Below are 5,125 nucleotides of genomic sequence, written 5' to 3' on the forward strand. Positions count from 1 at the left end.
GCGTCCAGCCGGTCGAGCGCGCGTGCGGCCTCGTCGCGCGCGGCCGCGACACCGGCCTGCCCGCCGGCGTCCCGCGGGCGCGGTGGTCCGGCGGGCTCCCGGGCCCGGGGGGTGAGCTTCTCGTCTCGCACGGGGGGCTCCTTCGAACGTGCCATTCTTCGGCGCTTTCCCGAACTTCGCGCCTTCATCCCTCGCCCGATTCCCCAGGCCATCGGCTTGTGGGCTTTTAAGGAGAAATGCCGGATTTCAGGGCCGCTCCGGCCCCCTCCCGCCGCGTTTGAAACCGGCGTGCGCGGCAAGTGGCCGGATGGGGCCGGACGGGGGGAGGGGAGGGCCGGGATGACGACCGTGCAGGGGCGGCAGGACACGAGCGTCGCCGACGCGCTCGCGCGGCACCGCAAGGGAACGAGAATCGGCCACGTGCTGGCGACGACCGACCACAAGATGGTCGGCTACCTCTATCTGGGAACGTCGTTCGGGATGTTCCTGGCCGCCGGGCTCATGGCCATGCTGATGCGTGCCGAACTGCTGGAGCCCGGCAAGCAGGTGGTGAGCAACCAGACCTACAACGAGCTGTTCACCATCCACGGCACGATCATGATGCTGCTGTTCGCCACCCCGCTCTTCGCCGGGTTCGCCAACGTGCTCGTCCCGCTGCAGATCGGCGCGCCGGACGTGGCCTTCCCGCGGATGAACGCGCTCACCTACTACCTGTTCCTGTTCGGCGCGCTCATGGTGCTGGCCTCGTTCATCATGCCGGGCGGGGCCCCCGGCTTCGGCTGGTTCGCCTACACGCCCCTGTCCACCCAGACGTACACGCCGAACCAGGGCGGCGACATGTGGGCCATGGGACTGATCCTGTCGGGCCTGGGAACGATCCTGACCTCCGTGAACATGATCTCCACGATCATCGCGATGCGCGCCCCGGGCATGGTGATGTTCCGGCTCCCGATCTTCACCTGGAACGTGCTGCTGACCAGCCTGATGGTCCTCATCGCCTTCCCCGTGCTGACCGCGGCGCTGTTCGCGCTGGAGGCCGACCGCAGGCTGGGCGCCCACATCTACGACCCCTCCAACGGCGGCGCGCTGCTCTGGCAGCACCTGTTCTGGTTCTTCGGCCATCCCGAGGTCTACATCGCGGCGCTGCCGTTCTTCGGGATCATCACCGAGATCCTCCCGGTGTTCAGCCGCAAGCCGCTGTTCGGCTACCTCGGCATGGTCGGCGCCACCATCGCGATCACCGGGCTGTCGATGACGGTCTGGGCGCACCACATGTTCGCCACCGGCGGCGTGCTGCTGCCGTTCTTCTCCATCACCTCATTCATGATCGCCGTGCCGACCGGCCTGAAGTTCTTCAACTGGGTCGGGACGCTCTGGAAGGGGCATCTGACCTTCGAGACGCCCATGCTGTTCGCGCTCGGGTTCCTGGTGACGTTCCTGTTCGGCGGCCTGACGGGGGTCATCCTCGCCTCGCCCCCCATGGACTTCCACCTCACCGACTCCTTCTTCGTCGTCGCCCATCTGCACTACGTGCTGTTCGGCACCGTGGTGTTCGCGATGTTCGGCGGGTTCTACTTCTGGTGGCCGAAGATGACGGGCCGGAAGCTGAACGAGACCTGGGGGAAGGTCCACTTCTGGTCGCTGTTCTTCGGCTTCCACACCACCTTCCTCGTCCAGCACTGGCTGGGCGCCGAAGGCATGCCGCGGCGCTACGCCGACTACGCCGACCAGTTCGCGACCCTGAACTTCGTGTCGTCGATCGGCTCGTTCGTCCTGGGCGCCTCGACGTTCGCGTTCCTGTGGAACGTGCTGTGGTCCTGGCGGCACGCCGAACGCGTCGGGACGGACGACCCGTGGGGCGCCGGCGCCTCGCTGGAATGGGCGACCTCGTGCCCGCCTCCCCGCCACAACTTCACCTCGATGCCGCGCATCCGCTCCTCGCGCCCCGCGTTCGACCTGCACTACCCGCCGAAGGAGCCGCCGCAGGAGGCCGAGCCGGCGCTGCCGCCGCCGGGATGGTCCGGCTGACGGGCGCCGGTCACTCGCCCTGGCCGTCCTCCGGGCCGCTCTTCCGCAGGTCGCCCTGGCCGCCGCCGTGCGACTCCGCCTGGTAGTTGAGATAGAAGCGGTTGACGCGGGTCCGGACCTGCGTGCGGGCCCGGTCCGGTGTCGGCAGCGGGATCACGTGGTGCGGGTAGGGCGCGACCAGGTCGCCGGGCCGCCGGGCCCGCATCAGCGCCTCCGCCTCCTCCGACGGCTGCTCGTGCCGCTCCCGGAACCCCCCGTCCGGCGTCAGCGAGACCAGGCCGCTCTCCACGCCCTCCTCGCGCGTCCGCAGGTCGCGGCGCTGCAGGCTCAGGCAGACCCGGCGGGTGACGGCGAAGGCCGCGATCGGGAGGACGAAGAAGCCGGCGCGGAAGAACCAGGTCGTCCAGAACAGCGGGATCTTGAAGGTCGAGGAGAGGTAGTCGTTGCCGCCGGCCGCCAGCAGGTTGCCGTACCAGGCGATGACGGCGGCCCCGATCGCGGTCCTGGTCGCGGCGTTGCGCGGCCGGTCCAGCAGGTGGTGCAGGCGCTCGTCCCCCGTGGCCCAGCGCTCCACGAACGGGTACAGGCCGATGAGCGTGAAGAACGCGCCGGGCAGGAGGACGGCGGGGACCAGCACGTTCCAGGAGATCGTGTGCCCGGCGACGGTCGTGGACAGGGGCGGCATGATGCGCAGCGAGCCTTCGAGGAACCCGACGTACCAGTCGGGCTGGGAGCCGAACGACACCTGGTCCGGGTCGTAGGGGCCGTACAGCCAGACCGGGTTGATCTGGAAGAAGGCCGCCAGCCCGGCCAGGACGCCGAAGGTGAAGAGGAAGTAGGCCGTGCTCTGCGTCGCGAAGTGCGGGAAGGTCGGCTCCCCGGTCACCGCCCGCTCCCGCCGCCCCCGGCCCGGGAAGATCGTGTGGGTCTGGTGCCAGAGGATCATCAGGTGCGCGGTGATGAGGGCCAGCAGGATCCCGGGGATGAGCAGGATGTGCACGGTGAACAGCCGCGGGATGAACTCCTCGGCGGAGGGGAACTGCCCGCCGAAGGCCCACAGGGCCGCGTACGTCCCGGCGAGCGGGACCGACAGCAGGATGCCCTGGAAGATCCGCAGGCCGGTGCCCGACAGCAGGTCGTCCGGCAGCGAGTACCCGGCGAACCCCTCGGCGACGGCCAGCGTGAACAGCGTCGTGCCGATCACCCAGTTGATCTCCCGCGGCTTGCGGAAGGCACCGGTGAAGAAGACCCGCAGGAGGTGGACGCAGATCGCCGCGACGAAGACGTTCGCCCCCCAGTGGTGGATCTGCCGCATCAGCAGCCCGCCCCGCACGTCGAACGACACGTGCAGGGTGGAGGCGTACGCCTCGCTGACCCTGACGCCCTTGAGCGGGCCGTACGAGCCGTCGTAGACGATCTCCGTGCCGCTCGGGTGGAAGAACAGCGTCAGGTAGACGCCGCTGAGCAGGAGGACGACGAACGAGTAGAGCGCGATCTCGCCGAGCAGGAACGACCAGTGCTTGGGGAACGCCTTGCGGATGTTCTTGTCCAGGAACTCGGCTGACCCGAGCCGGTCGTTGACCCCCCAGAAGAGCTGCCGCACCCGCTCGGCCTTCGCGGTCTCGCTCCCGTTTTGCCCTGCCATAGCGTTCTCCCCCGCCGAGCAGTGGTGTCCTCTGGCGGCTACCCGGGGTGGGTAGGGGCAAACGCTCCGTGTCGGCGGCGCGGACAGGGTCAGGCGCCGGCCGCGTAGAGCACCTCCCGCATGCCGGGAAGGGCTTCCCGGTCGGCGCGCCAGACGAGGCGGAGGCCCAGGTCCGGGGCGTCGAACGCCAGCCGGGCGAGGGTTCCGGCGGCCAGCCGGTCGCGGACGGCGAACTCGGGGAGCAGCGCGATGCCGAGGCCCTGCTCGGCCCAGGACGCCATCACGGTGACGCTGCCCGCCCTGACCCGCTCGACCGCGGAGCCGAGAAGCCGCTCGCCGGCCATCCAGAACGAGCACGCCGGCACGTTGACCAGCAGCTTCTCGCCGTGCAGGTCGCCGGCGGCCAGGCGGGGGGCCGCGGCGAGCCGGTGGTCCGGCGCGGCGACGAGGGCGAGCGGCACCGGCTCCACGTCGACGAAGTCCAGCGGCGCCGGCGGGGGCGGGAAACCGAGCCCGCCCACGTCCTCCCCGGCGTCCAGCAGCAGCGCCGCCTCCAGGTCCCCGGAGGCGACCGCGTCGAGGAGCCGGTCGCGGGCCGCGTCCGACCGGACCTCGACCCGCAGCCCGGGCCGCCGCTCGGCCAGCCTGGCCAGGACGCGGGGGACGTGCGTGGCGGCGATCGACTCCAGCGCGCCGAGCCGCAGCACCGGCCGCTCCCCGGCCACCTCGCGGCGGGCCTCCTCCGCCTGCCGCAGCAGGCGCCGCGCCCACCCGCGCATCCGCTCGCCCGCCTCGGTCGGCCGCATGCCCTTCGGGCCGCGGTGGAACAGCGGGACGCCCAGCGACGCCTCCAGCGCGCGGATCTGCTCCGACACCGACGACGGCGCGAGACCGAGCGCGTTGGCCGCGTCGGTGACGGTCCGGTGGGCGAGGACGGCCTCGAACGTCCGCAGCTGGCGCAGTTCCATGCCGGTGGCAACCCGGCCCGTCCGTTCGGATATTCCGAACGCGCCGTGCGGTTCCGCCGGTGGAGCCCGGCGGCGCGGATTCCCAGACTGGGGCCCCATGACCTCGGTTCTTCCCTCCGCACCGGCGGACGCGGCCCCCGGGCGGCGCGGCCTCGCCCTCCTCGGCATCTCGCTCGGCTACTTCATGGTGCTGCTCGACACGACCGTCCTGTCGGTGGCCGAACCCGACCTCGCCGACTCCCTGAACGGGACGGTCGCGGGCCTGCAATGGGCCGTCACCGGCTACACCGTCGTCTTCGGGGCGCTGCTGCCGTCGGCGGGCGCCCTCGCCGACCGGTACGGCGCGCACCGCGTCTTCCGCGCGGGCGTCGCGGCCTTCGGCGCGGGGTCGCTGCTGTGGCAAACCGGCTTGAGGGACGGCAGCCCGACGGGGCCTCCGCCCATGACCGGCAGCGGCAGGTGGTGGGCGGACGGCCCCGCCCGG

General features: G+C 71.3%; 4 protein-coding genes. 2 read left to right on the forward strand and 2 right to left on the reverse strand.

What is annotated here, in order from left to right:
* Positions 1-339 precede the first annotated feature (339 nt).
* Positions 340-2,028, forward strand: coding sequence for an aa3-type cytochrome oxidase subunit I (gene ctaD, locus ABWI04_RS41550; protein ID WP_345175225.1), 1,689 nt, complete (start codon positions 340-342; stop codon positions 2,026-2,028).
* A 10-nt stretch (positions 2,029-2,038) separates the two neighbouring features.
* Here the strand turns inward: ctaD and qcrB are convergent, their stop codons facing one another.
* Both qcrB and ABWI04_RS41560 read right to left on the reverse strand, forming a co-directional pair.
* The gene (gene qcrB / locus ABWI04_RS41555) at positions 2,039-3,673 is read right to left on the reverse strand and encodes a cytochrome bc1 complex cytochrome b subunit (protein ID WP_353835846.1); all 1,635 of its coding nucleotides are present in this window, start codon (positions 3,671-3,673) and stop codon (positions 2,039-2,041) included.
* Between the two features lie 89 nt (positions 3,674-3,762).
* On the reverse strand, positions 3,763-4,641 hold the full coding sequence (locus tag ABWI04_RS41560) for a LysR family transcriptional regulator (RefSeq protein ID WP_345175223.1): 879 nt from the start codon (positions 4,639-4,641) through the stop codon (positions 3,763-3,765).
* Between the two features lie 97 nt (positions 4,642-4,738).
* Here ABWI04_RS41560 and ABWI04_RS41565 point away from each other — a divergent pair.
* Positions 4,739-5,125, forward strand: a 387-nt coding sequence (locus tag ABWI04_RS41565) for an MFS transporter (protein WP_353835847.1), incomplete at its 3' end; no start/stop codon positions are given.

Origin of the sequence: Actinomadura sp. NPDC000929 (assembly GCF_040492065.1) — a bacterium.
Taxonomy (GTDB): Bacteria; Actinomycetota; Actinomycetes; order Streptosporangiales; family Streptosporangiaceae; genus Spirillospora; species Spirillospora verrucosospora.

Coding starts and splice junctions, on each gene's coding strand:
- ctaD (WP_345175225.1), top strand. CDS start 340: ATGACGACCGTGCAGGGGCGGCAGGACACGAGCGTCGCCGACGCGCTC.
- qcrB (WP_353835846.1), bottom strand. CDS start 3,673: ATGGCAGGGCAAAACGGGAGCGAGACCGCGAAGGCCGAGCGGGTGCGG.
- ABWI04_RS41560 (WP_345175223.1), bottom strand. CDS start 4,641: ATGGAACTGCGCCAGCTGCGGACGTTCGAGGCCGTCCTCGCCCACCGG.